Origin of the sequence: Mucilaginibacter ginsenosidivorax (assembly GCF_007971525.1) — a bacterium.
GTDB classification, from domain to species: domain Bacteria; phylum Bacteroidota; class Bacteroidia; order Sphingobacteriales; family Sphingobacteriaceae; genus Mucilaginibacter; species Mucilaginibacter ginsenosidivorax.
The window spans coordinates 864,620-891,239 of the sequence record NZ_CP042437.1; the positions used below are offsets into that span (position 1 = coordinate 864,620).

Genomic DNA, 26,620 nt, shown 5'->3' on the forward strand with positions numbered 1-26,620 from the left:
TACCACCGATACTAAATATTGTTTTAATTGCTTAACTTGTTAAACTTACGGCAACTAATTGCTACCGTAACCGTATAAAACCTTTAATTATAAACGCGCCCATATTTGGCAGCTTTCTTTATTTAAATTGTAACAGCAACGTTATATGCATAGGCAATGCCATAAGTTTAAAAGTATTATCCGCACCTTGTTATTAAGTTGCATTATAATACCATTTAGCAGCTATGCCCAAAACGAGAGTCTTAAATTTTTGCATGTTGGCACCGCCGAAGGGCTATCTCAAATAAATGTTAACTGCATTTTTCAGGATAGCCGTGGGTTCATGTGGATTGCCACCCGAAACGGCCTTAACAAGTATGATGGCTATCGCTTTACTACCTATAGGTACGACGATAAGGACAGCACCTCCCTAAGCAACAATAATGTAACAGACATTGTGGAAGACAATAACGGCAACATGTGGTTGGCAACCCAGGGCGGTTTAAACATGTTTCAACGCAATAAAGGCCATTTTGTCCGTTATACGCACGATAACAGCAACCCGAAAAGTATTAATGACAATATTATTACCCGTTTGCTTTTTGATAACGGTAACCTTTGGATTGCAACCCAAAACAGCGGGCTCGACCGTTACAATTTAAAAACGAATACTTTTTATCACTTTGAGCATAACGATAAAGATGCAGGCAGCTTAAGTGATAACAATATACGTACGGTTTATAAAGATTCGGAGCAACGCATCTGGATAGGAACAGGTGGCGGAGGGTTAAACCTTTATAATCCCAATACAAACACCTTTAGCCATTTCCCCTACTATGATGCTGTAACAAGAACGGTGCAGGGCAAAATTATTCCGTGCATATTTGAAGACCAGTTTCATCAATTATGGATTGGCAGCCAGGGCGATGGTCTTTTTTTATTTGATCGCAACAATAAAACTTTCAAACGTTTTGTGCAGAATAAAACCCACCCGGGAGGCATATCATCCAACACAATTTATGCTTTAAACAGCGATGCTGCCGGCAATCTGTGGGTTGGTACCGAAAATGGTGGTCTTTGCGTATTAAATAACCAAACAGGCAAATTCAGTATTTACGAGCACGACGAAGTAGATAACAATAGCATCAATGGCAATTCGGTATACGGTATTTGCCGCGACCGTACCGGGAATATGTGGGTTGGCGCCTTTGGCGGCGGTATCAACCTATCAAAAAAAACAACCTCCAGCTTTACCTTATATCGCCATAACAGCCATCCCGAAAGCCTTTCAAACAATTATGTACTTGACCTGGCCGAGGATAAAGACCATAAAATCTGGATTGGCACCGACGGCGGTGGTTTAAACAAGTTTGATCCTGTAACTAAAACGTTTAAGAACTATAAACAAACGTCTGACGGCAAAAACGGTATAACGGGTAATTACGTGCTTTCTGTAAAACCCGATGACGAAGGCAAACTATGGATAGGTACCTGGGGCGATGGCTTAAGCATATTTGACCCTAAAACAAATGTTTTTACCAATTACAAACACGACGATGCCAAACCGCAGGGAATTGGCGGCAACAATATTTATTACATTTTGCATACCCGCGACGGGAAAACATGGTTAGCCACTTTTAATGACGGATTGGACTGCTACGACCCCACGACTAAAATATTTACCCACTATCGTTTTGATGTAAACAACCCAAATGGAATAAGCAGCCCAAGACCTTATGTGATGTTTGAAGACAAAAAAGGCAACCTATGGATTGGTACTTCCGACGGTGGTTTAAACCTTTTTAACAGCACTACAAACACTTTCACCCGTTTTGTGCACGACGAAAAAACAAACAGCATCAGCAACAATGGTGTAACAGATATTTTTGAGGATAATAAAGGCCGCTTGTGGTTGGCTACCCTTTCGGGCTTTAACCTGTTTAACCCTGTAAACAAACACTTTACTACGTTTACCAAAAAAGACGGTTTACCAAGCAATATTATTTATGCCGTAAGAGCAGATGATGCCGGCAAGCTCTGGATCAGCAGCAACGGAGGCCTATCTAAATTTGATCCCGAAACTAAAACCTTTTATAACTACACCACAGAAGACGGCCTGCAGGGCGACGAATACAAACCCCATTCGGCTTTAAAAGCCAGCGACAAAACCCTTTACTTTGGCGGCATTAATGGTTTTAACTGTTTTTTGCCCGGCAATGTGTTAAAAAAAGCAGGGTTTGCACCCCTGGTTATCACATCATTTCAGCTATTTAACAAACCGCTTACTATAGCTACCAACGCACAGGACCCGTCGCCGTTAAAAAATGATATTACAGATACCCGCAATCTTACCTTATCCTATAAACAATCTGTATTTTCATTCGAATTTGCTGCGCTTGATTACGCATCGGCAGACCGAAAGCAATATGCTTATTATTTAGATGGATTTGATAAGGAGTGGAATTATATTGGCAGCCATAATACGGCCCTATATACTAACCTTGCGCCTGGTACTTATCATGTGCGGCTAAAATACCGCAATAGCCAGGGTTTATGGTCGCCGGTAACTACTCCCCTTCAAATAACCATTATACCGCCATTCTGGCTTACCTGGTGGTTTGATACTCTTGCTGTTTTGGCTTTTGCAGGTTTAATTTATGGCTTTTTCAAATACCGGATGCGCGCTGTAAGGCAACAAAAAGAACAACTTGAAATACAGGTAAAAGAGCGCACAGAAAGCATCACCCAACTTACTATAGAAGAAAGAAGATCGCGCGAAGCGGCGGAGAAAGCCCGCGAGGAAGCTGAAAATGCCAACAAAGCCAAAAGTATATTTTTAGCTACCATGAGCCATGAAATTCGCACACCAATGAATGGTGTGATAGGAATGGCTACCTTATTGGCCAACACCGACCTTACCGACGAACAGGCCGAATACACCGAAACTATTAAACATTCGGGCGATGCCCTGTTGACGGTAATCAACGATATCCTCGATTTTTCCAAGATCGAATCGGGCAATATGGAGTTAGAGGAGCATGACTTTAACATCAGGGATTGTGTAGAAAGCGTACTCGATCTTTTTGCTGATAAAGCATCAAAACTAAATATCGACCTTATTTACCAGATAGAACCTGGTGTACCGGAGCATATCATTGCTGACTCGATGCGCCTGAGGCAGGTTTTGATAAATTTGGTGGGCAATGCTATTAAGTTTACCACCGAAGGCGAAATATTTATTAATGTAGACAGGCTTACGGGAGATGATGATGATTTTGAATTATCGTTCACCGTTCGGGACACCGGCATTGGAATACCCGAAGACAAATTATCGCGGCTTTTTAAAGCCTTTTCGCAGGTAGATTCAAGCACAACACGTAAATACGGTGGCACAGGACTTGGTTTGGTTATCAGCGAAAAACTAATTCATTTAATGGGGGGCCAAATTAAAGTAAGCAGCCAGCTTGCACATGGTACCACGTTTAGCTTTAACATAAAAACCAGGGTTGGGATAAAAACAAATTCAAGCAATTTTAAGCTGGATACCGCCAACCTGGAAAATAAACAGGTATTGGTAGTTGATGACAATGCAACCAATCGCAATATAATGGAAAACCAGCTAAAGCATTGGAAATTTATTCCTTTGATAGCCAGTTCCGGCGATGAGGCTTTAAGCATTTTAGCCGGCAATAACCAGATTGAGCTTGTTATAACTGATATGCACATGCCGCAGATGGACGGCGCCCAGCTGGCCCGTAAAATAAAAGCCGCACACCCCACCCTGCCGCTCATATTACTAAGCTCCATTGATAAACAAACCAAACGCGATTTTGACCTGTTTAACGTAATATTAACCAAGCCGGCCAAGCATAATATATTGCTTAAACATATTATAGATCAGTTAAAAAATGATAAAACCATTGCAGCCGATCAAAAGCCTCAAAAAGATGCGCTATCAAAAGAACTGGCTATTAAATACCCATTAAACATTTTAATAGCCGAAGACAATTTGATAAACCAAAAGGTAGCCAGGCAAATACTCAATAAAATGGGCTATCAGCCCGATATTGCTATAAACGGACGGGAAGCCGTTGATGCAGTGGCAACAAAGCAGTACGATATTATCCTGATGGATATCCAGATGCCCGAAATGGACGGACTGGAAGCAACCCGTTACATCAGGAAAAACGCAGCCATTCAGCCAATAATTATAGCCATGACAGCCAATGCTATGGTAGAAGACAAGGAAGCCTGCCTGCAAGCCGGCATGGACGATTACCTGAGCAAACCAATGAAGCTCACCGAAATTATTGGTATGCTGGAAAAATATGGAAAACAGGTGAATGCCTAAATGCGACTAAACAAAATCAATTTCACGATTACCCGAACATTATCTTTCTGTTAAATAACGCACACAGTCAATCCAGCTAAATATTCCTTGATAATTTCGGGCAAAAAAGCCATGAATTTTATATGCCGCCCGTTAATAGTTATTGCATTTATACTAACATGCCTGTATGCCGGCGCGCAGACCCAAGCCTTAAAATTCAATGGCGGCAAGCGGGTGGTTATTATTATGTTTGATGGTTTTGGGATGAGTTATTTTAATAACGCACCCATGCCTTATTTAAAAGGCATGATTCAAAAAGGCTTTTTTAAGCCGGTAAGCGCTTTAATGCCTACGGTTACCAACGCCAATAATACATCGATATGCACCAGTACTTTTCCCGAAGTTAACGGTATAAGCGGCAACTTTTTTTTGAACGACAAAGGCCGGGAGGAATTTATGGAAGATAAGCACCTGGTGCTTGCCCCTACTATTTTTCAAAAACTCAAAAAATATCATATTAAATCGGCACTGATATCGAGCAAAAAGAAAAGCACCACCCTGCTTTCTGAAGGCGCCGATATTGTGGTATCACCCGAAACTGCAGATACTTCATGGGTAAATAAAATTGGCAAACCCGACAGTATTTATAGCGCCGGGGTAAATTACTGGTCGATGAAGGCGGCCATTTACCTATTGAATAATCGTAGGGATATTGGTTGTATTTACATTCACACTACCGATTATCCCATGCATACCTGGGCACCAACAGACAGCGGCTCGATAAAACATCTTCAAAACATGGATAACTACATCCGCCAGATTAACGAAGTTGCGCCGGATGTCACCATCCTGATCACGGCCGATCATGATGTAAACCATAAAAGCCGGTGTATTGATATTCAAAAAGCGCTGCTTGAACAGCACGTGAGGATAAAATTAGCGCTGAGCCCCGAAAAAGATAAATACTTTAAACATCATCGTGGTTTTGGCGGGGCATCATACGTTTACTTAAACAATGCCATCGATTTACAAACGGTAAAAACGGCGCTATATCAATTAAAAGGAGTACAAAAGGTACTAACCCGTACCGAAGCAGCTAAACAATATCACTTGCCCCTTAATCGCATTGGCGATCTTATCGTCCTCGGCGATTCCACTACCGTTTTTGGCGACCTCGAAAACCATGCTACCGAAGATTTACCGGCAACTTATCGCAGCCATGGCTCGGTTTATGAAATTAGTGTGCCGCTTATGATTCTTAATGCAAAGAAACTCCCGCCACAATCATTCTTTAATTACAATAAAGATCTGGCTGCCTGGCTGATGGAAAAAAAGTATTGGCAGTAATAAAAAAAGTTTTACCTTTTGTCCCATATCGAAATACAGCATCGTCGTAGCTTAAAATTCAATAAATCAACATAAAACAACCATTATGGCCTTACCCAATATTTTTTCGCAGCCTGTTGCAGATGGCGTAATCCAGAGGATTAATACCCTTACGCCAACAACCACCCCGCAATGGGGTAAAATGAAAGTATCGCAAATGCTTGCACATTGTTGTGTATCGTACGAAATGGTTTACGAGCCGGAAAAACACCCCAAACCTAACGGCTTTATGAAGCTGATCCTGAAGCTGCTGGTCAAAAATAAAGTAGTAAGCGAAAAGCCTTACAAACAAAATAGCCCCACTGCCCCAGCCTTCATCATCACCACCGAAAGAGATTTTGAGACGGAAAAAGCCAGGCTGATTGGCTACATCCAAAAAACGCAGCAACTGGGCGAAAAGGAGTTCGACGGAAAAATGTCGCATTCATTTGGGCCTTTAAAGATCGAAGAATGGAACAACATGTTTTATAAACATGTAAACCATCACTTAACCCAGTTTGGGAGTTAAATTTCCTGCTGATAAACGTTTACTTTTAAATAAGCAAGGCGGTTATCCTTAACTGGTAACCGCCTTGTCTGTCTACAGTCGGGTATACTAAAAAAACAGAAATTATATACCCAAACCCCGCCCCTTTAATTAATAAGGGGCGGAGTTATATTCAACCTGATGTGCTTCCCAAAGTGCGGGTACTTCCAACTTATCAATCAGCCTATCCAGTACAGCATCTGGTACAGCGGCATCGCGGCTTTTGTTTTGGCGGTGCAGATGGGTGTATGGTACTTCTACATAAACTATCCTAACCCTGGCTTTATAGGTTGTAAATAAATCAACCAATTGCTGCCGCATTTGGCGGGTAGTGTTGGTGGCGTTCCATATAAAACCGGTTTGCTTACGCAGGTAAATCCTGGCCAGCTCTTTAGCCTCCTGTACTACCTGCCCATTACCAGACTTATCCGTTGGCGAAATTCCCCGCGCTGTCCTGATATCGTCTAAGCACACCACCGGCATATCCGGGTAGTGTTTTTGAATAAACGTATTTTTACCCGCCCCCGGCAAGCCACTCATTAGTATTACTTCAAAGGCGGCCTGCTCAAAAGGTACATAATCCGCGTAGGCATCGTCGTGCTGCAGGTAATACATCATGGCATCGTCATTGGCAAAATTACGGGCAGTTCCCCAGCAGTTCTGCTCACGGCAAAAGGCTTCAAAACAGTCTACTTTAAAAAGCATTTCCTCCTGGTCGGTACAGGTACGCCCCAAAACATCGGCACGGGCCAATAAAGTAAGCCATTCAGTATTAACCTCCATGCTGGCCATAATCAATGCTTTTGCCGGGTCGGGTTTCTCAAACACCCAAAGCGGCAGGCCGTGGTAGCGCACCAAGCCCACTACTTGTTCCCTAACTGCAAACGGGGCGGGTACATCCCTGTACAAAATTTGCCTGGCCGTCATGGCGCCTTTACGCGCATGGCCGTTTGATGTAATACGCCCATCTGGCTCAACCACCGTGGTGCTGTATTTTTCAACATCATGCAATAGCGCAGCAGTCCATAATATCTCCTGCTCTTGTGCCGCCAATTGCCGGTACGCGGGTTGCGCAACCAGAGCTGCCAGCACCATTTGCGTGTGGATAGCCACGTTACCTTCCGCATGGTAAATGGGGTCTTGCTGCACCCCTTCCATCCTGCTTACCCATTCAAAACGGGTTGCCAGGCTGTCCCAGTCTTTACGTTCATTAATGGCCCACATAGGTACCTCCTTCATTTTTTAAGCGGGCGCGTTTCCAGCTGCGCGTCCAGTGTTCGTCAGTTTTAACGTGCCCTTTGCGTACGTATTTAAATACGTTATGGGCAAAATCGTCAACAGCATAGCTGTTGGCGTTACGGGTAACAATACCCTCAATGGTTGTAGGCGCACCGGTAATAATATCGTGCGGTTCCAGCGTACCCCTACCCGCGGTTAAAGCCACTACGTCCCTTTCAAAAAGCTGCTGGTTTGCCGGTGTTGGTATAACAGCAAGCTCGGGCACGGTTGGCAGGCCTATCATTGCTGCATAAAACCGGGTTTCGTCCCAGCTTAGCCAGCGGTCATGCTCACGGATGCCAAATACATAAAAATGGTTGTCCAGGTTATGGTATTCGATGGAATGTACCGCGTAAAGGTTCTCTAAAAAAATCTCCAGGTCGCCCAGGTCATTTTTTACCAGTTGCCAAAAGCGGCGGATACTTTCTGTCCATGGCGAAACCGTTGGCGCGGCGTGCGACCGGGCAAAAACGCCATATTTCGACAGGCAATTATTTTCGCCATCCAGTTTTTCGGTATGTATCAATTGGGGTATCTGCTGCAGATGCCCCCAGTAGTCGTGCTGTATCCTGTCGTCGCTGGTAGTACCTGGCGAAAACGGGTAATGATACGTACGACCATATTTTTGTGAAATAGCCATGTTGTAAAATTTAAGAAATGGAAATAGTAAATCTGTTTCCTCCCCGCGGGTGTTGGGGAAGATCATTAAACATTTTTTATGCTAATGAAATTACATGGCTCAAAGTGTTGACAGATTGATTTAATCTGCGGCAAATGTAGAAAAGATATTTTGAATTACGTACACGCTAAAACTTTGTATATTTCTGCCAAATTCTTTTTATCATGGATGAAAACCACAGCCAACACGATGCCGATACCAAAGCCATCATCATTAGCGATGTCGAAAAATACGGATGCCATTTGGCGCTGGTAGAACCGGACAACTACCTTCCAGGTTTTGTTTACACTATTGGCTTATATAAAAATTATGGGCATCCAGAAATTATGTGTTTCGGGCTGAATGCCAACGTCATGGCCAGTATTTTAAATCATGTCAGGGATATAGCAAAAGATGGCGGCGCCATCCTTCCTAACATATTATATCCCGGCTATTTACAGGGTTACCAGGTTCAGTTTATTGAAGTTGATAAAGCCTTCTACCCCAATTACCTCGGTTATGCAAGCTGGTTCTACGGTTATAGCCATGATTACCCCGTTTTGCAATTGGTTTGGCCCGATAAACAGCAGCTATTCCCCTGGGATGAAGCTTTTAATCCGGCCTGGAGATTCAAACAACCACTTTTAGACAGAGATACCGGTTTTAAATTTTATGAGGAAAAAAACCTGGGTGTATATACTACAAAACAGGCATTTGAAGGTGAACCAATATTATACGTTTACCATAACGAAGACGGCGACTGGCAGTTTCATACCAGCGACAACCCCGATTTAAATGATGCAAAGTTAGTATGCCTTGAAGAGATTACCAAGCTCGATCCGACTATAAACGAGATATACCATTTGCAATATGGCTGGAGCGCGTGGAGAAGCAGCATTGATGAAAATTGGCAATATGCAGAAAGTGAACAGGAAGAGGGTACTGACTAATATTCTGTTCTTCTTAAGATAATTGACCTGCACATATATCATATTAGGAGTAAAATGTAATAAACCAAATCAATTTATTACAGTCACATCTTTAAGTTTAACAACTAAGGCAACCTACCTGTTAAGTAAAACGTATTTTACATATCTACCTGTAATAAAACGGGACATCTATTAATGTAAAGAATAATATGAAAAAGATCACGTATTCGTTAATTATCCTGCTGGTTATTAGCCTTTCGGCATTTGCCCTATCGCTTGTTACTTATAAAGTTAAAAGCCCTTATGAAGTTAAATTTGAGGGCGGTCGTATCAGTGGCAAATTCGAAACGCTAAAGGCCAATATCCAATTTGATAAAGCCGATCCCGGGCAATCAAAAATTTCGGCATCTATTGATGTGGAAAGCATTGCTACCGGTTTTTTTATCAAAAACAACCACGCCAAAGATGCCCTGGATGCCGACAATCATCCCACCATCACCTTTAGTTCTACGGCGGTAAGCAAAAACGGTAACGCGTACCAGGCTGTAGGTAACCTAAACATGAAGGGCGTTACCAAGCCAGTTACCATTCATTTTACTTTTGATGATAAAGGCAACGAAGGCATATTTAAAGGCAACTTTAAAGTAAAGCCTAAAGATTTTAATATCACCCGTAACGGATCGCCCGACGAATTGACAATTAGCTTAACTGTGCCTGTTAGTAAAGGGTAATAGCAGGTACACAGCAAAAACGCCACGTTATATTCAGTTATGGCGGGGCGTTTTTGTTTTATACAGGCTACATCTGTTGCAGAGTTGAATAAGGAATAAACTTTTATATTTGACTATGCCAAACAATAAGCCGCCCGTTCCTGGGAGATACATCGATCCTTTACGGAAGCCCATATTTGAGAATTATTCAGTATTGCAGAATATACAAACCTATCAAAGGAGGAAAAAACAATGTACGACAGCAGCTTAAAATACAAATGGGATAATAAGAATGTGTTGGACTATGCGGTTTCAACTGCAAAAGCAGAAGGTGAATATAAAAAGGCATTAGATATTGCCCGTGAATTAAAAAAGGAAGGCTTAGCTAATGAATTTATAGCAAGAACAACTAAACTCCCGATTGAAGAAATAGAAAAACTATAAATATCCACCATTAAAAAAAAGGGGAGCGACAAAATCATCGCTCCCCTTTTAGTTTAGCTTTCTACTTTAAGCTTTTAGTTTACAACCCAAAGCCATAAGCTAAACGCAAAGCCACCAGGCCTGTGTGATAATCCTTCATGTAAAAATCCTCATACCGCGCACTCAGGTCCCAGTGTTTGTTTGCGTACCCTATTCGTCCGGCAAGGTCGCGCCTGTGAAAAGGTGCCCACCCTTGTCCATCTTCTAATTTTTCCCATGCTAAACCGCCTTCAACGCCAACGTAAACATTGGGTATAAAAAATTGTTTAACACCTATTTTAATCGGAATTTCGCCATAGCTGCCATACCTTTCGCCGGTAGTTGGGTTCTTCTTCGGAAAAAAGTGATATCCGCCTGCAGCAAATGTTACTGCGAAATTATTGGTAATTCCATATTGAAACTGCCCGGTGGCACCAAGCACAAAGTTTGTACCCAGCCGGGCAACACCGGTTGGCAAGCCGGTTTCGGCTCCCAGGCTAAATGTAAATTGTTTAGCCGCTACTGTTTGTGCCTGCGTGTTTGTGGTAAAAAATATAGCTGAGGCAACAATTGAAACGGCTATTAATTTTGATAGAACTTTCATTTGACGTGGTTTTAGTAAATAATCATTTACATGTATTACTGCCACTTTTACAAATACGTTGCCTGAGCCCGTTATTTTTTTCTTTATCCTGCCTCAACCATTTAAGCAAAAGGCTTTTTTAGCTAAACTTTACCACCATTACAAGCACGCAGAAGCATGAATAATTCATGAAGTAAATACGAAAATTTATTAACCGTGAATAACAATGTACCGCCAATTGTCGTATAAGAAGCCAGTATCAAACCCTTGTCGCGTTAAAAAACTATCATCATAATTAGGTAACATTTATGCAACATTGGACAGGTACATTTGGGGAAACAAAAAAATTATCGATGCGAACAGCAATTTTTTGCCCTAAGCACCTTAAGTTATTGTTCCTGAGCCTGCTGATCTTTATCGGCCATAATGCCTACCCCCAAATCCCCGCCATCTCTAACGGTTTTGCCCACAATGACTACTGGCATAAACGCCCTTTGTACGATGCTTTGGATAACGGTTTTACAAACATTGAGGCCGATGTATACTTAAGGAACAATAAACTCATTGTGGCGCATATCTTCCCTTTTTTAAAAAAACAAAGGACCCTGGAGCGCCTGTACCTGGCCCCCCTGATGGAATGTATCAACGGCACCAATAAAGAGATCAAATGCCCTACCTATCCGTTAACGCTCATGATCGACATAAAATCCGATGGCGCCAAAACCTACGAAGCATTACAACTGCTACTTGAAAAGTATAAACCAATCCTCTCGGGTTACGACAATGGCATTTACACCCAGCGGCAGGTAACCGTTGTTATCACCGGCCATCGCCCGTACGGCTTGATTAAAGCTCAAAACAGCAGGATGGCTTTTATTGACGAAGATTTGATGCAGGTAAAACAGGATACCGTTTCAAGAAATTTATATCAAACTGCAAGCTGCAAATACTCACATCTGTTAAAATGGGATGGCAAAGGCGATTTTTCGCCTTTCGAAAGGCAACGCCTGCGTATGTATGTGCTGCTGGCCCACAAATTTGGCAAAAAAGTGAGGCTTTGGGCTTCGCCAGAGAACGAAGTGGTATGGCGCGAATTACTAAACTGCGGCGTAGACCTCATTAATACCGATAGACTGGTTGAACTTAAAAACTTTTTACAGGCAGGCACTAAAAGCTATGCAAAAGTTGATTGAGAGAAAGAATCAAGAGTTAAGAATCAAGATAAATACCTAAAACATTAAAACCATTGATTTACATGTTATTTCTCCGTTAAAACTTATTGCAATAAACCTTTACTTTTTTTCTTTCTTGATTCTTGACTCTAATTTCTTGACTCTCCACCTTGCATTGTTAATAAATTCTTCCCCAAAAAACACCTCTTAATAATTTCATAACACTGGCTTCGCTTTATCTAAAAGTTGCGCGATTACTTTTAACAAATTATAAAGGCATGGCAACGCTTTATAATTTAAATAACAAGTAAAGCATTCAACCCTTGAATTTAAATTACACACTTTAATTGAAAGTAAAGGAATGAAGAAAATATTATTCATTACTGGTTCAATTAACCAAACAACCCAAATGCACCAGATTGCAAATGAGTTGCCCGAATTTGACTGCTGGTTTAGCCAGCTGTTTACCGATAATGCTCTTTTAAACCACCTGCTTGCCAAAACCCCCATTTTTAATGGCACGGTGTTATCGCGCAAATTCAGGTTAAAATCTGAAAGGTATTTATATCAAAACGCATTACAGGTTGATTTTATGGCCCAAAAAAACCAGTACGACCTGGTAGTGTACTGCACCGATATGATTGTGCCCAGGCGTATGCGTCAGTTCAAAACCATTTGGCTACAAGAAGGCATGATAGACCGCTATACCTTATGGAGTAAAATAGTGCACACCCTGCGGCTGCCATCAACCATGTGTGGCAACACATCGCTAAACGGGGCATCCAATATATGCGATGTCTATTGCGCGGCATCTGAACGTTATAAGCAACAGTTTGCCGCCAAAGGCACCAATATTAACAAAATAGTTGTAACCGGCATACCCAACTATGATAACCAGAAGCAGCATTTAAATAATGATTTCCCCCACCGCGATTATGTAATGGTGGCTACCACCGATATGCGCGAAACCTTCCGGATAGAGAATAGGGTGGCATTTATTAAAAATGCTGTTAAAATAGCGGCAGGCAGGCCGCTGCTTTTCAAACTTCATCCAAATGAGAATTTTGCCAGGGCCGAAAGGGAGATCCGCAAACATGCACCGGCAAACACGATGATCTATAAAGACGGTAATACCGCCCACATGATAGCCAATTGCTGCGAATTAATTACGCAGTATTCCACCGTGGTATATACCGGCATTGCACTAGGCAAAAAAGTACATTCCTGGTTTGATATTAACGAACTGCAGGAGCTTGCGCCATTGCAAAACGAAGGAACATCGGCCAAAACAATTGCCGCGCTTTGCCGCGAATACTTAAACCACAACGGGAATAAAAAGAGTTTCGATCCGCAGCTGGCTATTTACAAACACCTGGTTAGCGGACAGCAGCAGCAGGAGTTAACCAACCAACAGATAGCAAACTGGTAATAAATATAAATACCATGACAGAAAAAATTGTAATTATAGTACAGGCCCGCATGGCATCAAGCCGTTTGCCGGGCAAAGTAATGCTGCCCATATTGGGCAAAAGCCTTTTGGCCCGCATGATTGAAAGGCTGCAAATGATGCAGCACAAAGCCGATATCATCATTGCTACATCCGAGAATGAGGAGGACGATGTTATAGTCAAAGAAGCTTTGGAATTGAATATCCCCAGCTATCGCGGCAGCCTGGGCAATTTACTGGATAGGCACTACCAGGCCGCACGCCGGTTTAAAGCCGACATTGTGTTAAAGATCCCATCTGACTGCCCACTGATAGACCCACGAATTATAGACCAGGTACTGGAGTATTTTTTTGCCAACCGCGGCAAATACGATTATGTGAGCAACCTGCACCCGGCCACCTGGCCCGATGGTAATGATGTAGAAGTAATGACCATGGCCTGCCTTAAACAAGCCTGGGAAAACGCCGGCCGCCCGCTGGAGCTGGAGCATACCACGCCATACATCTGGGAAAACCCGCTCATTTTTAGCATAGGTAATGTAAGCTGGAAAACAGGTTTGGATTATTCCATGTCGCACAGGTTTACCATTGATTACCCCGAGGATTATTACTTTATCGAAAAAGTATATAGCGAACTATATCCTATCTGCCACCAGTTTTCCTGCCAGGATATTCTTAACCTGCTTAACCGCAAGCCCGAAATAATGCAGATCAATACACAGTATGCGGGTGTAAACTGGTACCGCCATCACCTGGATGAGCTGCAAACCATTTTACCCGATCAAACCAAAAAAGCACCGAAAGAAAACTCACAACAATTTGAACAAAGTGAAGCATAATACCCCAAACATCAACGAGGAGGAGTTAACGGCTATTGCCTTAAACGTACGCGAACACATTATACGCATGTCGACAGATGGCGGATGCTTTACCGGCGCATCGCTATCGGCCGTTGATTTGATAGTTTATTTATATACCCGTTTTTTAAATATCAACAAGGATAATCTTGACCATCCCGACAGGGACTACCTGTTCCTGTCTAAAGGGCATGATGTACCTGCCTTATACGGCACCTTTGCCGAGTTAGGTTTGTTGGATAAGGACCGGCTTAAAAATCACCTGTCCCTTAACGATCATATTTACTGGCACCCCAATACCCACATCCCCGGTATCGAATTTCATTCCGGTTCGTTGGGTCATTTACCTTCTGTGGCCATTGGTGTAGCGCTTGATCTTAAAATAAGCGGCGGCAACAATAAAGTTGTGTGCATTTTGGGCGACGGCGAATTAAATGAAGGTACATGCTGGGAGGCTGTATTGGTAGCCAATGCCTATAAGCTGGATAATTTGATCTTCGTGGTCGACCGTAACCAATTCCAGGCCAATGTACGCACCGAAGACCTAATTCCGCTGGAGCCACTCGCCGATAAATTCCGGGCCTTTGGCGCTGCCGTAAAACGAATAGACGGGCATAACTTTATTGATTTGCACCACGCTTTTAGCGCTTATCCTTTTGAAGAAGGAAAACTAAACGTAGTAATTGCCGATACCGTACGCGGCAAAGGCCTGCCCAGCATTGAAGAGCGGGCCGACCGCTGGTTTTGCAATTTTACCGCCGATGAAATAGACCAATTATTACTTGAGCTATACGGCGACCAGAACACCCTATTAACATCAGAAACTTTGGTAGTAAGATAAATATGACCTACGAAGAATTATTAACAGAAACGGCATTGGCCAACGAGCAGGTTATAGTGATGACTGCCGAAAACCGCGCACTGGTGCGCAACCTGCCTGGGATATTGGGCAAGCGTTTTATTGATACCGGCATTACCGAGCAAACCATGATAGGTGCTGCCGCCGGTTTGGCTTTGCGTGGCCGCATCCCGGTGGTGCATGCCCTTGCCGCGTTTTTAACCATGCGCGCGTTTGAATTTGTACGTACCGATTTAGGCATACCCAAGCTGCCGGTTAAGCTGAGCGGTTTTATCCCCGGCCTTTTATCAGATGGTAACGGCCCTACCCACCAGGCTATTGAGGATATATCGATTATGCGTGGCATCCCCAATGTAACCGTATTTGCTCCTGCAGATGAGGATGACCTGGTAAAAATGTTACCACAAATATGGAGCAGCGCCCATCCGGCCTATACCCGTATTAATACCCGTAAAACCTGGTACGATCATGAGCCTTTTGTTTTGGGTAAGGCCGAAGTTATAGCCGAGGGATGCGATGTTACCATATTAACCTACGGCTTATTATTTGAACAGGCACTTATAGCAGCTGACATGTTGCGTGAAGAAGGCCTTTCTGTAGGCTTGATAAATATGCGTAGCCTTAAACCGGTTGACGAGCAGGCTATACTGCAAGCCTGTGCACAAAGCAGCCTGGTGGTTACACTCGAAGATCATTTTATAACCGGCGGCTTGTACAGCATTGTGGCCGAGGTATTATTAAAAAACCAAACCACAGCAAAAGTGCTGCCCATCGCCTTAAACAATAAATGGTTCAGGCCTGCATTATTGCCTGACGTTTTGCAGCATGAAGGCTTTACAGGCAAGCAAATTGCCGAACGGATTTTGGGCTACCAAACTGTTCACCACCAACCAGAGATTTTAACACCTGAATTTTCAGAATAAAAACAGCAATATGGCTAATAAAATAGCGCTCAACAATAATTTCCCCGATATCAGCCAATCTGATAGCCTATACCAACGCGCTTTAAAAGTACAAAAACCCGTTACGCAAACCCTGGCCAAAGGCCCTGGCCAGTTTACGAATGGCGTGGCACCTAAATATATTGTAAAAGGCAAAGGATCGCACGTGTGGGATGCGGATGATAACGAATATATCGACCTTAACTCGGCCATAGGCCCTATCTCGTTGGGCTACGCCTACCCTGCCGTTGACGAAGCTATCCGCAGGCAACTGGAAGATGGCATTACCTTTTCATTGATGCATCCGCTGGAGGTTGAATTGAGCGAATTGGTACAGCAAGTAGTACCTAATGCCGAAGCCGTTAAAATTAGTAAAACCGGTGCCGATGTATGTTCGGCAGCCGTGCGTGTGGCACGTGCTTTTACCGGCCGCGATAAAATATTTTGCTGTGGATACCACGGCTGGCACGATTGGTATATAGGCATAACCAGCCGCAACGCCGGCGTGCCCGAAGCCATACAGGATTTAACCTATACTTTTGAGTATAATGACATTGAATCGGTAAAAGCCGCCCTGGATGAAACCGTGGCTGCGGTAATACTGGAGCCCTTTATTTTTGAAGCTCCAAAACCCGGTTATCTGCAGCAACTGGCCGAGGTATGCAAAGCCAATGGCACATTATTGATATTTGATGAAATGTGGACAGGCTTCCGCGTGGCCGTTGGCGGCGCGCAGGAATATTTTGGCGTTAAGGCCGATCTGGCCGTGTTTTCAAAAGCCTGCGCCAATGGGATGCCTATTGCTTTACTAACCGGCCGGGCCGATGTAATGGAGCTATTTAACTCGGAAGTGTTTAGTTATACTACGTTTGGCGGCGAGGCGCTATCGTTAGCAGCGTGCATAGCAACTATTAACGAATTACGCCATAAAAATGTACCGCTTTATTTAGATGCACATGGGGCATTGTTAAAAGATGGGTATAACCGTGCGGCAATTGAAACCGGCATGGATAAATATACCCGCTGTGTGGGCTTTAACTGCCGCAGCATGGTAACTTTTACCCCCGAAGCAGGCAATGCCTTAGAGGTTAAAACCCTGATGCAGCAGGAAATGATAAAACGCGGCGTGCTGTGGGCCGGCTTCCATAATATGTGCTACAGCCACAGTACCGAAGATATTAACTACATTCTTGCAGCATATCGTGAAGTGCTGCCAATTGTGAAAGGGGCTATAGAAAGCGGCGGCGTTAAAAGCTATTTAAAAGGCGAAGTATTGGAAGCTGTTTTCCGCAAGGTGAGCAACTATAACATTAAACCTAAAAGCGTTATAGCCGGCTAAATGACAAACCTTTTTTCATTAAATCAAAAAACGGCTGTAGTTACAGGCGCACTCGGCCTTATTGGCAAAAAACATTGCGAAGCGCTGGCAGCAGCCGGCGCCAATGTGGTAGTAACCGATATGGATGCCCAAGCCGCGCAAACTTTTGCGCAACAATTGGGCGAAAACCATTTAGGCTTAGGTGTAGATGTTACCAGCAAGCAATCGCTGATTGACGCGCTAAATGCTATACTGAACAAATACGACGGGCTTGATATCCTGGTGAACAACGCAGCCATAAATGATAAGTTTGAAGACCCGGCAATGGCCAAAGAACTTTCGGCATTTGAAAACTATCCGCTGGAGGCTTTTCAACGTTCATTAAATGTAAACGTAACAGGAGTGTTTTTAAGCTCGCAGATATTGGGTACGCATATGGCTTTACAGGGCAGCGGCAGTATCATTAATATTGCAAGCACCTACGGAATGGTAGGCCCCGATCAAACGATATACCGTAACGCCGCGGGCGAGCAGACATTTTATAAATCGGCGGCTTACCCGGTAACTAAGGGGGCTATTATTAACTTTACCCGCTTTTTGGCAGCTTACTGGGGGCATACTGGGGTAAGGGTAAACACGCTATCGCCGGGTGGGGTCGAGAACGGGCAAACGGAAGATTTTATAAGTAATTACTCGGCAAAAACTTTATTAGGCCGCATGGCCAAAGCATCTGATTACCAGGGTTCGCTTATATTCCTGGCCAGCGAGGCTTCGGCTTATATGACGGGCGCAAACCTGGTAGTTGACGGAGGATGGACAGCAATTTAGTTCAAAAATAAAAACTGATAGTTTAGCATGCCGCTTGACAAAGTATACACCATAACAACCATTATCCTTGCCTGCTGGGTGATTTTCATCATCGCCTGGGAACGGATATCGCCCTACCGTAAAGGCCTTCCATTTTTCAGGGAAGGGTTCTGGGTCGATTTGGTTTGGTATACGTTGATACAAAGCTATTTTTTGAAGATCCTGATTTTCAGCTATATCATTGCACCGCTACAGCAGCATTTCAATCTATCGGGTTGGAGTGCTGTTGGCAGCTGGCCGCTGGCTGTTCAGGTGTTGTTTTTTGTGGTAACGCATGACTTATACATCTACCTTTTCCATCGTTTCCAGCACTCCAATAAAGTATTCTGGCGCATTCATGAAGCGCACCACTCGGGTAAAGAGGTTGATTTTTTAGCCGGATCGCGGTCACACTTTATGGAGATTGTGATTAACCAGACCATCGAGTTTGCCCCCATCATTTTGTTAGGGGCAAACCCTATGGTAGTGCCCATCAAGGCACTGATAGATGCCATGTACGGGATGTTTATTCATGCCAATATTAAAGTAAAATTTGGCAAGTGGAAGTACATTTTTAACACCCCCGAATTACATTTATGGCACCATGCCAATTACCAGGAAGTTTTTCATGCTAACTTTGCTACCAAGCTATCTGTATGGGATTACCTGTTTGGCACCGTGTATGACCCTGGCCACGCGCCGGGCAACAATCCTGAAAACTGGGGGCTTTATTATGATTACCCAAAGGATTACTTTTTACAGCATGCCTTCAGCGTAAAGCGTTTCGACGAGCAAAAACTGCTTAAATATTCCTGGTTTAAATGGTATTATACCCTTCGCCCGAGGTTGATTAGCTGGCTTAAAAAAAGGCTGCCGGCTAAATACAATGACCCTGTAATTGATTTGCAGCCAACACCCCTATCTATAAAACAAGTATCAACCGAAGATAACCTCATACAACAAAACTAACTTTGGCCTGGATTTATCTCATTATAGCTGCGGCATTTGAAGCCGCCTGGACATTTTCGCTCAAATTCATGAAATTCAGCGACCTGAAAGCCTTGCGTTGGCATTCGGCTTTGAGTTTGCAATACGGCCTGCCGGTTTGGTTGCCTTTTGCCGGGTACATTTTGTTTGGGATAGGTAATATCTACTTTTTCTCGCTGGCCATTAAGCTGGTGCCTACTGCCGTTGCTTATGCTGTTTGGACAGCCGTTACCCTTGTACTCATCAAAATTGCCGAGATGGCCATCTTTCACCAGAAACTATCCTGGATGGAGGTTTTTTTTATGACGCTGATTATGACCGGTATTTTAGGGTTAAAGTTTTTTGGGGCGGAAGTGAAATAAGGTAGCTCTAAAATTGAGGGGGCCATGCCTCTATACAGATTTGTCATGCGGGTAGTAAAATTTGGCGAAACTCTGAAGGGAGAACAATCAAAAATAAACGACTGTCATCCTGAGGAACGAAGGATCTATTCGCGAACTTTTTTGGCGGTTATGCATGGCGTAGAATAGATCCTTCGCTATCGCTCAGGATGACAGAAAAAGAAACATGTCATTGGTAGGTACGAAGGATCTATTCGCGAACTTTTCTAACGGTCATGCACGGCTGATAGATCCTTCGTACCTCAGGATGGCAGGAAAATAGGATACGTCATTTGTAACTTGTTTCAGCACCCAACATGCTAAGTGTGCTTTATGCGGGCTTAGCACATCCCCCAACAATTACCGCTGAATACTATTGTTATAAGCATCAGCCAACAGTTTAATACTTTCACTCCCCAACGCCTCTGCATCAAATTCAATCCTTACTTCTTTGGTTTCGCCTTTTAACAGCGTAAAATAGTTATCACTCATTATCGCCGGTAAAATCTGCTCGCCGGTTGATGCTTTCACCGCCTGTACCCTAATACCAAACGCAACCGCTTTTGACGATACGGGATTGGTTACCTGGGCGGTGATATAATATTTGCCATCAGCTTTAACCGTTTTATAGGTCACCTTCAAATTTACTTTTGGCAGGGTATTCAACGCGGTATAATCCCGGCGTTTGTTGCCGCGCCAGTAAAAATTATCAGAAACCAGTTTGCCGTTTTTATCCGTGAGTTTTAGTTTAATAAAATGTACTGCCGATAAGCCTTCGCTGGCTACATCGCCCTGGTAAACCTCAAAATTGTACAGCGAATAGCCCCAGTAAGTTGCCCGCTCTACCCCCTGCATCCGCACATATCTTGCAGTTACTTCCGGAAAGGTGATCTTTTGCTGGCCCTGCCGGCCATCGGTTGTACTGTAAACATCGTGCCAGGTATGGTTATCATTTGATATTTGAATTTTGAATGCTTTGGCATAAGCATCCTCCCAGGTTAGGCCAACACCGTTAATCACTTCATCTTTGCCCAAATCAATACTGATCCACTCTGCATCATTGTAGCTGCTGGCCCAGCGGGTATCGCTTTTACCATCGTTAACGTCCGATGCGTTGCCATTGGTTGATGAGGACGCAAAAACGGGTTTATTTTTAGCCAGATCGGCTTTGTATGGATTAAATTTAAGGTCGAACACCTGCCCCGCGCTATTGGCAGGCGCATCGGCTGTTTTGCTGATGCTGTATTGTTTTACTAAGGAGCCATCCAGGTTATATACATCTGCCTGGGCGGTTAGGCCATCTGCATCGGCACGGGTAGTGTTGATAATTTTGATGGCGTTGGTTAGCGGGTTCCACTGGATATGCAAAGGTTCGCAAGCCTTTTTTGCTCCCCAGAAAGCGCCTGTGAGGTCATAATAATAATCATAGGTTTGCCACACCATTGATGGGTAGGCCGATTGGCTCATCCAGGTCATCAGGCCCGATGCGTCTTCGCCCATGGCATCCTGCCAGCCCTCAAACATGGCTTTATTGGTTTCGACGTTTACAAACTGAGCCTTGCGGCAATAATCTTCAATTCCTTTAGGCATACCATAATTACTTACACTTTCGTCATAATAATCGGGCCCGGCATTAAACGCCAGCAGACCAAAAAAGTGCTGGTTCCACATCTCGTTACGCGGCCACCATTTATCCGCAGGCATAAACTTTTTAAAGCTATCAAAATTGGTGAACACAGCAGTACCCAGTTCAGACCGCAAGCCCCAGCCTTTATTGCCACCCAGGCCGGTTGGGGAGGCTGTGAAATAATAGCGCGGATCTTTATTGGCCCAGGGCCCGCTACCGGTCAGGTTTTCGGCGTGCGAGTTGGGCTGGTAGTGGCGGTCGCCCCCATCAAAAGTTGCCAGGTCTTCTTTAAGCCAGTTATTCAATGGAGCCATTGGCCAGCCTTCGTTTTCGGCACACCATATAGCTATCGAGGGATGGTTACGGAAACGTTTTATCTTTTCTATCGCGTTGGCATTAAAAACATTGATATCGGCAGGCAGGTTTTCGTTAGCATTCAGCCAAAAATCGTCCCAAACCATTATACCGTATTTATCACAGGCATCGTAAAATCCCTCGTCGGTTACCGACCCAATCCAGTTGCGGATCATGTTAAAGTTCATCTCTTTGTGCAGCCTGACCCTGGTATCGTATTCGGCCCCACGGCAACGCAGCATATATTCCGACATGCCCCAGTCACCACCTTTTATAAATACTTTAACCCCGTTAATAGCCACATGTAATACGTGTCCAATGGTATCATAGCTATACCTTTTAATGCCGAATTTAATATTCTGAACATCCGACACTTCGTCGCCAACAACCACGCTTAACTTACAATTATACAGATTTGGCTCGCCATAGCCATTGGGCCACCATAGCCTGGGGCTATTAATCATCAGTTGCTCAAAATCCTTTTTATCCAGCTTAACGTTAGTGCTACTGTTACCGTTTACATAAACTTTTTTTGAAAATTCGATATTGCCGGGCGTGATAACACCTTTGATGATGGCTGCCTGCGAAGTTGCACTATTGTTTTTCAGTTCGGCAGACACCGATATATCGGCCCGGGCGTTGGTTGGCAGGCTGCTTTGTATCCAGGGATCTTTGATGGTGATATCGCCGGTATTGCTCAAATAAACATTATCTGTAATACCCGAATTTAGCCCAGGTACATAAGGCATCCAGTCCCAGCCGGCGCTTGATACATAATTGGGGCTGCCCACATTGGCCAGCGGTTGAAGGGGCAGGTATACCAATACAGCCAGCGCATTTTTATCGCGGCCCTTTACAAGTGATGTAATATCAAACTGTCCGCGCATCATAAAACCATCCAGGCTGCCCAGCAAGGTACCGTTAAGGTAAATATCGGCCTTACGGTTTACACCTTTAAAGTTTAGCCAGATATTTTTTTGAGCGTAATTAGCCGGCACCTTAAATTCGGTACGGTACCAAAAGTTACGGTCGTATTTTGCGCGGTCAACCTTATAAATATTATCGCCAAAGTTGGGGTCTTTTTCTAAGCCGACAGCCACGTATGATGCAAATGTCGTTCCCGGAACTATGGCCTGTACCCAGCCATCCGTATTAAAACCTGCTACTTTTATCTTATCCGCATCGCTCACATCGGCCTGCGGCTTTATCTTCCATTGCTGCGTGTTTGAGCTGTTGAGGTAAACAAAATTTGATTGTGCATTTAAGTTGCTGCACAACAACATCCCGAAGATTATGGCAAAAACAATTTTAAAGCAAGAGATGAGGTTTGTTGGTAACATTTTAGAATTTGAGCGGTGGTTTACAATGTGGTTTTCAGAATGGTAAATTTATCTGATGCCCTCAGCTCAAAAAATGGATAAACTGTTGAATGCGATGGATTATTTTACTTAAAACAAGCGCTAAATCTGGGGGGGAATGACTTATATCGCGTGTCGGCGAATCAACTCACCCGGCGACGCTATGCCCGTCACCCTCCTCTTCGGCTTCGCCGGAAAGAGGGGCTTGGAAATTCAATTTTTATTTTTCTTTATAAAATAAACCACTGTCATCCTGAGCGGTAAAAATTCGCGAAATTCTGAAGGGAGAATGACATCGTTAAAAGGGCTGTCATGGTGAGCCTGTCGAACCATAGCGGGCAAAGGCCTCTCCGCGCGCGACCCTTCGACAGGCTTAGGGTGACAGGCCTGCGCACCTCGAAAATAGAACTTGTCGTGGGTAGTTGTAAAATTTCGCAAAATTCTGAACGGGGAATAACGTATATCGCAGGCGGCGAAGACTCACCCCGACGAGGCTACGCCCGTCACCCCTCTCTCCGCTTCGCGCATAGTGGGGCAAAAAAATAGAAAAAATGATTTTTACCCTCTATGCGGCTTCAGCCGGAGAGAGGGTGGCCCAGCGCAGCGTCGGCCGGGTGAGTCTCAACCCGCGTTCAACCCAAATGTTTGTGCAAAAGCCTACCAGCACCCGATATTCATATCGGGTGCTGGCAGAAGATATTTGTTTAACCTGCATCTATGTAAAAATACAGCGCCAAAGTCAATATACCTACAGCCTGAAATTAAGCGAAATATAAGGGTACCAGCCTTCGTCTGAGTGCCCGGCAAGCAGCTGCAATACCGTTAAGCTTGCGGGTGCAAAATAGAGCCCGCCGCCTGCACCTGTGTGCCATTTGTCTGAATGTTCGCCACTGATCCATACCCGGCCGGTATCGTAAAAACCGGTAATACCCAATTGGCCCGGTAAAATATAACTGGCTATATCGGCAATTTTTACCCTGCCCTGCAGGTTATTGAAAAACATATTCTGGCCTGCAAACCTGTTTTGCAGGTACCCCAAAAGGTTTCCCTGGCCACCCAGGAACATAGATTGATAAAACGCCGGTTTACCAAAACTGATGCCTCCGCCTATCCGGTCGGATAGTACGATGTTTCCTTTGGCATCCAGTGGCAGGTAGTAGGTAAACTCGGGTTTAATTTGCACAAAGGCTTTCGAATAGGTGTTAAGCCCCTCATAACCTGCCAAAGCAACTTCAAAATAATATCCTTTAAATGGCAATACATTATTATTGCGCTTATTACTGGTAAAATTCAGCATCAAACCCAGGTGGATCTTGTTTTTATTTACGCTTGTACTATCATAAGAATTGATGAGTGATGGCTGCGAAATAAATCTGCCTGCATTATCGTCGGGGTTATAGTGATAAAACTGGGCAGATGGGCCTGCGCTTAAAAAGCTGCCTTTACCTGTTTGCCAGCGCAAAGCAGCATCAAATTCAAGGGTATTAAACCTTGCCCGGTAATATTTACGATATCCCTCGTTTTTAATCAATATGGTTTCATTCCCACGGCCAAAAAAGTTGGTAGTGTTATCGGGCGCCAGGATATTGGCTTTCATTACAAAATCGGCTTTTCCAACAACCTGCGACCATTCGCCGCTGTAATTGGCCCTAAATGCGTTGGTGGCAAATGCATGACTGATTAACAACTGTTGGCGGGTAGCATAGGGCAACTTACGGAAACCATCATACCCTGTATACTTAAAGCCCAATCCTAACAGAAAACCATCATCGGCATTTATAGCGGCTGTTGCCAGCGGCATCCAAACATTATATAAATTAGTAGGCCTAAACCTGGTGGCATTGGTATCGGCCGACAAGCGGTTGCTTAAGCGATTGGTTTTGCCGGTGAAAGTGATACTATCTTTTGAGCCGTAAACAGGTATGGTATTTACCGAGTTTTTGATATCGTAAGTTTTATGCCCGGTGCTATCAACAAACCTTAATTTTATAGGCGATGTACTGTTATCAACCACAATATGATCATCCCCTCCCGAAACATAAATCCTTACCTCTTCGGTAACGGCCGGATCATAGGTTATATCCATATATGATCCTTTTACATCGTCGCTTTTGTTAAGTTTATCAATTTTAACCCGCAGGGTTTTATCCGGGGCACCGGCGATAGTAAGCAATTCGTCTTTATTGGTTATATGGATATCAACAATCCGGTTTATAAAATAAAAATATTGGCTCATAGCCGCCGGAATATTGTCCCTGCGTTTTTTTAGTATCGCCAGCAGCTCGGTATGCCTTAACCGGTAATTTTCTTTGGGCAGCAGCTTAAGGCCAGCCTCCAAAACATCGTCTGTTTCGTACTTAACAAAATCATTAACAATATTCATCCATTGCGCATAACTAAACTGCACATCGGGTATGGCATTCAAAAATTTCGTTTTGAAGATAGAATACTTTACATTGGGGATATCGGCTGTAAAATTACCCAAAACAGGGTCTATCCAGGGTAGTGCAGCAATGGATGGCAACAGGCCCTGGTTAACATGAAACACCTGGTCCCTATCCCGCGGTACCGGTATGTAAGCTTTTTGTTTACCACTGATATCGCCTGCCCATCGCCACTGATCTTCATGACGGTCCCAGTCGCCTATCAACATATCGAGCATGCGGGCACGCAAAAACATTTCGCCATCTATCCTGCTGTCATAACTTTTGTTGAGCGCCCGCTCCATCTTAAGGGTATTGTCTGACGGGCCGGCAGGCTCGCGCTCTTCCAGCAAACATATCAGGCCGGTAAAAACTTTGCTGTACTGGCCCAGGGCAACATCATCTGCAACTACGCCTATTACGGGATTGGCATGAGGCACATGAGCGGCTTCGGCCAGCGGCGGCACAATCAGCGCCGAATAAGGGTGCTGGCCACTAAACTCATCTCCTATCCAGTCAACAGCAAAAGTTCCCTGCAAATTTTCGGGCAGTAATTTATCCGGGGCTTTCTCTACACTGCGAAGCACCCACTCTTTACCATCTTTATCTTCCAGCCGCAACGATTTTGATTCCATCCCCCCGCCCTGTTTTAACGGCGAAAGCCCCCCTTTAAATTTTGATAGCCGGATGATGGGCAGCTTTACCGGTTGGGCCCAGTCTTTACGAAAATTTTCGCCAAACAACCAGCGATGGATACCGCTTACCTGATCGTATTCCGGATGCGCACTTATGGTTATGCTATCACCCGTCATCCGGGATTTATCTGCGCGCGTGCTGCTGGTTATTTGTGCATTACATGCTAAGGAGCCCGCAACTAATAATAGGATCAATAGTAGTTTTTTCAACATGATAGTGTAGGTATTGTCGCCAATCTCCGTTTAAGTTACGAATTGAACTCAACAATCCGGGAAAAAAACTGGAGGTAGTTTGTCTTAGCAAAACTACAAAATCCGAACCCAATCGTAAATCACTAAATATCAATCAATTAAAAAAAACAACGCTATATAAGTAACGACATTTCGCTAATTCCACTAAAATATCATCTTTATTTCGGTAAAGGATAAATATCCAGCCAGCTTATACACCTCGTTTAAAACACAGCCAGGGCAGACCGTTTAATATTTAAGGTTCGGAGAATCTATCTGTGCCT

Annotated in this window: 21 protein-coding genes; 16 read left to right on the forward strand and 5 right to left on the reverse strand. The window is 43.9% G+C overall.

Features of this window, described 5'->3' with window-relative positions; all coding sequences use genetic code 11:
* Positions 1 to 145: 145 nt before the first annotated feature.
* The 3 genes from FSB76_RS03610 to FSB76_RS03620 all read left to right on the forward strand — a co-directional run bounded on the left by FSB76_RS03610 (position 146) and on the right by FSB76_RS03620 (position 6,203).
* Positions 146 to 4,330 (forward strand): hybrid sensor histidine kinase/response regulator, encoded by a 4,185-nt coding sequence (locus tag FSB76_RS03610; protein ID WP_147052232.1) that lies wholly within the window; start codon positions 146 to 148, stop codon positions 4,328 to 4,330.
* A 111-nt stretch (positions 4,331 to 4,441) separates the two neighbouring features.
* Complete coding sequence (locus FSB76_RS03615; protein ID WP_147052233.1) at positions 4,442 to 5,656, forward strand: alkaline phosphatase family protein; 1,215 nt, start codon at positions 4,442 to 4,444, stop codon at positions 5,654 to 5,656.
* An 85-nt stretch (positions 5,657 to 5,741) separates the two neighbouring features.
* Positions 5,742 to 6,203 (forward strand): DUF1569 domain-containing protein, encoded by a 462-nt coding sequence (locus FSB76_RS03620; RefSeq protein ID WP_147052234.1) that lies wholly within the window; start codon positions 5,742 to 5,744, stop codon positions 6,201 to 6,203.
* A 129-nt stretch (positions 6,204 to 6,332) separates the two neighbouring features.
* Here the strand turns inward: FSB76_RS03620 and FSB76_RS03625 are convergent, their stop codons facing one another.
* Both FSB76_RS03625 and FSB76_RS03630 read right to left on the reverse strand, forming a co-directional pair.
* Positions 6,333 to 7,460 (reverse strand): AAA family ATPase, encoded by a 1,128-nt coding sequence (locus FSB76_RS03625; RefSeq protein ID WP_225976406.1) that lies wholly within the window; start codon positions 7,458 to 7,460, stop codon positions 6,333 to 6,335.
* Positions 7,432 to 8,139: an RNA ligase family protein gene (locus tag FSB76_RS03630; RefSeq protein ID WP_147052235.1), complete on the reverse strand. Its 708-nt coding sequence runs from the start codon at positions 8,137 to 8,139 to the stop codon at positions 7,432 to 7,434. Before FSB76_RS03630 ends, FSB76_RS03625 begins: the two co-directional genes overlap by 29 nt.
* Before the next feature lie 203 nt (positions 8,140 to 8,342).
* On the opposite strand from FSB76_RS03630, the gene FSB76_RS03635 reads away from it, so the two are divergent.
* The 3 genes from FSB76_RS03635 (at position 8,343) to FSB76_RS03645 (ending at position 10,240) form a co-directional block, all read left to right on the forward strand.
* Positions 8,343 to 9,107, forward strand: a complete 765-nt coding sequence (locus FSB76_RS03635; RefSeq protein ID WP_147052236.1) for a DUF4262 domain-containing protein — start codon at positions 8,343 to 8,345, stop codon at positions 9,105 to 9,107.
* 188 nt (positions 9,108 to 9,295) lie between these two features.
* Complete coding sequence (locus FSB76_RS03640) at positions 9,296 to 9,817, forward strand: YceI family protein (protein WP_147052237.1); 522 nt, start codon at positions 9,296 to 9,298, stop codon at positions 9,815 to 9,817.
* Positions 9,818 to 10,048: 231 nt separating this feature from the next.
* A complete protein-coding gene (locus FSB76_RS03645; RefSeq protein ID WP_147052238.1) occupies positions 10,049 to 10,240 on the forward strand; it encodes a hypothetical protein in 192 nt (63 codons plus the stop codon).
* 79 nt (positions 10,241 to 10,319) lie between these two features.
* On the opposite strand, the gene FSB76_RS03650 is transcribed toward FSB76_RS03645, so the two are convergent.
* On the reverse strand, positions 10,320 to 10,862 hold the full coding sequence (locus FSB76_RS03650) for a hypothetical protein (protein WP_147052239.1): 543 nt from the start codon (positions 10,860 to 10,862) through the stop codon (positions 10,320 to 10,322).
* A 332-nt stretch (positions 10,863 to 11,194) separates the two neighbouring features.
* Between FSB76_RS03650 and FSB76_RS03655 the strand changes: the two genes are divergently transcribed.
* The 9 genes from FSB76_RS03655 to FSB76_RS03695 all read left to right on the forward strand — a co-directional run bounded on the left by FSB76_RS03655 (position 11,195) and on the right by FSB76_RS03695 (position 19,630).
* Positions 11,195 to 12,034, forward strand: a complete 840-nt coding sequence (locus tag FSB76_RS03655) for a phosphatidylinositol-specific phospholipase C/glycerophosphodiester phosphodiesterase family protein (RefSeq protein ID WP_147052240.1) — start codon at positions 11,195 to 11,197, stop codon at positions 12,032 to 12,034.
* Between the two features lie 340 nt (positions 12,035 to 12,374).
* Positions 12,375 to 13,442, forward strand: coding sequence for a UDP-N-acetyl glucosamine 2-epimerase (locus FSB76_RS03660; protein WP_147052241.1), 1,068 nt, complete (start codon positions 12,375 to 12,377; stop codon positions 13,440 to 13,442).
* Positions 13,443 to 13,456: 14 nt separating this feature from the next.
* Positions 13,457 to 14,299 carry a cytidylyltransferase domain-containing protein gene (locus FSB76_RS03665; RefSeq protein ID WP_192910124.1) on the forward strand — a complete coding sequence of 281 codons (843 nt, stop codon included), beginning with the start codon at positions 13,457 to 13,459 and terminating at the stop codon, positions 14,297 to 14,299.
* Positions 14,289 to 15,158, forward strand: coding sequence for a transketolase (locus FSB76_RS03670; RefSeq protein ID WP_225976407.1), 870 nt, complete (start codon positions 14,289 to 14,291; stop codon positions 15,156 to 15,158). The genes FSB76_RS03665 and FSB76_RS03670 overlap by 11 nt, the downstream gene beginning before the upstream one ends.
* A 2-nt stretch (positions 15,159 to 15,160) precedes the next feature.
* Positions 15,161 to 16,099, forward strand: a complete 939-nt coding sequence (locus tag FSB76_RS03675; protein ID WP_147052243.1) for a transketolase family protein — start codon at positions 15,161 to 15,163, stop codon at positions 16,097 to 16,099.
* A 10-nt stretch (positions 16,100 to 16,109) separates the two neighbouring features.
* The gene (locus tag FSB76_RS03680) at positions 16,110 to 17,456 is read left to right on the forward strand and encodes an aminotransferase class III-fold pyridoxal phosphate-dependent enzyme (RefSeq protein ID WP_147052244.1); all 1,347 of its coding nucleotides are present in this window, start codon (positions 16,110 to 16,112) and stop codon (positions 17,454 to 17,456) included.
* Positions 17,457 to 18,263, forward strand: a complete 807-nt coding sequence (locus FSB76_RS03685) for an SDR family oxidoreductase (RefSeq protein WP_147052245.1) — start codon at positions 17,457 to 17,459, stop codon at positions 18,261 to 18,263. It begins immediately after the preceding gene.
* 27 nt (positions 18,264 to 18,290) lie between these two features.
* On the forward strand, positions 18,291 to 19,250 hold the full coding sequence (locus FSB76_RS03690; RefSeq protein ID WP_147052246.1) for a sterol desaturase family protein: 960 nt from the start codon (positions 18,291 to 18,293) through the stop codon (positions 19,248 to 19,250).
* Positions 19,251 to 19,252: 2 nt separating this feature from the next.
* Positions 19,253 to 19,630, forward strand: coding sequence for a DMT family transporter (locus tag FSB76_RS03695; RefSeq protein WP_147052247.1), 378 nt, complete (start codon positions 19,253 to 19,255; stop codon positions 19,628 to 19,630).
* A 378-nt stretch (positions 19,631 to 20,008) separates the two neighbouring features.
* Here the strand turns inward: FSB76_RS03695 and FSB76_RS03700 are convergent, their stop codons facing one another.
* Positions 20,009 to 22,969, reverse strand: coding sequence for a discoidin domain-containing protein (locus FSB76_RS03700; RefSeq protein ID WP_147052248.1), 2,961 nt, complete (start codon positions 22,967 to 22,969; stop codon positions 20,009 to 20,011).
* Positions 22,970 to 23,538: 569 nt separating this feature from the next.
* On the opposite strand from FSB76_RS03700, the gene FSB76_RS03705 reads away from it, so the two are divergent.
* Entirely contained in the window at positions 23,539 to 23,763 is a 225-nt protein-coding gene (locus FSB76_RS03705; protein ID WP_147052249.1) for a hypothetical protein, read from the forward strand.
* Here the strand turns inward: FSB76_RS03705 and FSB76_RS03710 are convergent.
* Positions 23,736 to 26,318, reverse strand: coding sequence for a BamA/TamA family outer membrane protein (locus FSB76_RS03710; protein ID WP_147052250.1), 2,583 nt, complete (start codon positions 26,316 to 26,318; stop codon positions 23,736 to 23,738). The genes FSB76_RS03705 and FSB76_RS03710 overlap by 28 nt on opposite strands.
* Positions 26,319 to 26,620: the final 302 nt, after the last annotated feature.